Annotated in this window: 2 protein-coding genes; both read left to right on the top strand. The window is 65.7% G+C overall.

Annotated elements, in window-relative coordinates:
- Positions 1 to 1,517, top strand: a 1,517-nt coding sequence (locus RM96_RS31150; protein WP_039015600.1) for a class I adenylate-forming enzyme family protein, incomplete at its 5' end; no start/stop codon positions are given.
- 80 nt (positions 1,518 to 1,597) lie between these two features.
- Complete coding sequence (locus RM96_RS31145) at positions 1,598 to 2,566, top strand: Bug family tripartite tricarboxylate transporter substrate binding protein (protein ID WP_039015599.1); 969 nt, start codon at positions 1,598 to 1,600, stop codon at positions 2,564 to 2,566.
- Positions 2,567 to 2,784: the final 218 nt, after the last annotated feature.

Below are 2,784 nucleotides of genomic sequence, written 5' to 3'. Positions count from 1 at the left end.
CCTCCCGCCCCCATTTCATTCACAAAATCCCCCGCCACTGGGCCACGCAGACGCCCGAAGCTCCTTGCCTGTATGAAGACGGCGCCGTGATCGCCTACGGCGGGTTGTGGCGGCGCATCGAGGCCGCCCGTGACTGGCTGACCGCGCAGGGGGCAGGCGAGGGCGACCGCGTGATGGTGGTCGGCGAGAACTGCAGCGAGATGGTGGTGACGCTGTTTGCATGCAGCCTGCTGCATGCCTGGCCGATCCAGGTCAACGCGCGCCTGTCGGCGCGCGAGATCGACAATATCCGCGACCACGCGCAGCCGGTCGTGGTGCTCTTCACCGGCAACGTTTCCGACGTCGCCGCCGCGCATGGCGAACGCCTGGGCGCGCAGCCCACCGGCTGCCCGGTGTACTCGGCTGGCATCACCGTGGCGCGCGCCACTGCCACGCCGGAGCGCGTGCCCGCCGGTCAGGCACGCACCGTCGCCACGCTGATCTATACCTCCGGCACCACCGGCGCGCCAAAGGGCGTGATGGTGCCGCACGCGGGCCTGACACACTTCGCCCGCATCTCCGCCACCTCGCGCGACATGGGCCAGGCCGATATCGCTTACGGCGCGCTGCCGATGTCGCATATCTTCGGCATCGCCACCGTGCTGATGGCCACGCTGTACGCGGGCGCCAGCCTGTTCCTGCGGCCGCGCTTCGACGGCGCGGAAGTGTTCGAAGCGCTGGCAACGCCTGGCGTGACCATCCTGCAGGGCGTGCCGACCATGTTCACGCGCATCATGGCGCTGGCGGCCAAAGCCGGCGCGGGCGGCCGCGCGGCCTTTCCGCGGCTGCGCTACCTGTACACCGGCGGCGCGCCGCTCGATCCCACGCTCAAGAGCGATGTCGAGGCGTACTTCGGCCTGCCGCTGCACCACGGCTACGGCATCACCGAGTACGCCGGCTCGCTCTTCATCACGCGCATGGACGCGCCGCGCGCCGATTGCTCGGCCGGCTATATCGTCGAGGGCGTCGAGATCAACATCACCGATGGCGAAGGCAACCCGCTGCCGGCGGGCGAGCGCGGCCAGATCCGCGTGCGCGGCCCGGGCGTGATGCTCGGCTACTACTGCAATCCGGAGCAGACCGCCGAAGCGCTGCTGCCGGGCGGCTGGCTCAATACCGGCGATCTTGGCTACCTGGATGCCGACGGCGCGCTGTTCATCTCGGGCCGCTCGAAGGACCTGATCATCCGCTCGGGCTTCAACGTGTACCCGATCGAAGTGGAATCGGTCATCAACGCCTTCCCGGGCGTGCGCCAGTCTGCGGTGGTCGGACGCAGCACCAGCGACGGCAATGAAGAAGTCGTGGCCTTTATCGAAATGCAGAACGGCGAAGCACCGGACCGCGCCGCGCTCGATGCCTATCTGCGTGACAGCCTGGCGCCCTACAAGCGACCAGCCGAGGTGCGCGTGATCGAGGCGATTCCCACCACCGCCAGCGGCAAGCTGCTCAAGCAGCCGCTGCGCGCGATGCTGGACTGATTACCTGACGGGGTCGGGGTGACACCCTGGCGGATGCAAGGAACTTCCGCGGGGATAGAAATCAAGCAAGGGGGAGACACATGAAGAGTTGGATCAAAGCCGCTGCCCTGATGGCAGCACTGGTGCACGGCGCCGCCTGGGCCGCGGACGCCTATCCGTCGCGTCCGGTCAAGCTGATCGTTGGCTATGCGCCAGGCGGTCCGGTCGATACGGCCGCGCGCATCTACGCCGACCAGCTCGGCCGCGTGCTGCACCAGCCGGTGGTGGTCGACAACCGCGCCGGCGCCAGCGGCGCGATCGCCGCCGACCTGACCGCCAAGGCCGCGCCGGACGGCTACACGCTGTACTTCGTTGCCAGCCCGACCATGACGATGACGCCGCTGATCCAGCGCTCGGTCAACTTCAACCCGCTCAAGGACTACACGTATATCGGGCTGATCACCGACTACACCAACGTGCTGCTGGTAAACAAGGACTTCCCGGCAAAGAACGTGGGCGAGCTGGTCGACTACGCCCGCAAGCATCCCGAGGGCGTGAGCTTCGGCTCCGCCGGGGTGGGCGCTTCCAACCATCTGTCGGCCGAACTGCTGGCGCAGATGAGCAACGTGAAGATGCTGCATGTGCCTTACAAGGGCAATTCGCCGGCAATGGCCGACGTGATCAGCGGCAAGGTCACCTTCATGTTCGACATCACCGGCACGGCCATCGGCCATATCAATGGCGGCAAGGTACGCGCGCTGGCGGTTACTTCGAAGACGCGCAATCCCGCGTTGCCGACGGTGCCGACCATGATCGAATCGGGGCTGAAGGACTATGACCTGACCGGCTGGTATGCGCTGATCGGTCCGCAGAAGCTGCCGGCTGATGTGGTGGACAGGCTTGTCAAGGCGCAAAAGACCATTGGCGACGATCCGGCTTTCAAGCAGCGCATGGCGCAGGGTGGCTATGACCTCAATATTACCGGGCCGAAGCCGCTGGCTGATCGTATCCAGCGCGAGCTGACGCTGTGGGGTGGGGTGGTGAAGAAGGCTAAGATTGAAGCGGATTGATGGGTTGTGTGTAGGTCTTCGCTGGATTGGCGGTCTGGATTGTTGGATGCTCTGCTGTTTCGCCGGCGTAGCCGGCGACCTCCTTTTTGACGGCGCCAAAAAGGAGGCAAAAAGCGCTTTACTGTCCTCGGCGGACGGCCAGTCTTATCGTAGTGTTCGACGGTTTTTGTACGGGTATGGGCTTCAGGGCATAGCTACGATGCCTGCCGCGTGGTAAC

The organism is Cupriavidus sp. IDO (assembly GCF_000812465.1).
In the GTDB taxonomy this organism is placed as follows: Bacteria; Pseudomonadota; Gammaproteobacteria; order Burkholderiales; family Burkholderiaceae; genus Cupriavidus.
The sequence above is the reverse complement of the archived record's forward strand: the minus strand, read 5'-3'. Positions and strand labels throughout refer to the sequence as shown.

Bases quoted from the DNA above. Each gene is read 5' to 3' on its own strand.
- RM96_RS31145 (WP_039015599.1), top strand. From the start codon at position 1,598: ATGAAGAGTTGGATCAAAGCCGCTGCCCTGATGGCAGCACTGGTGCAC.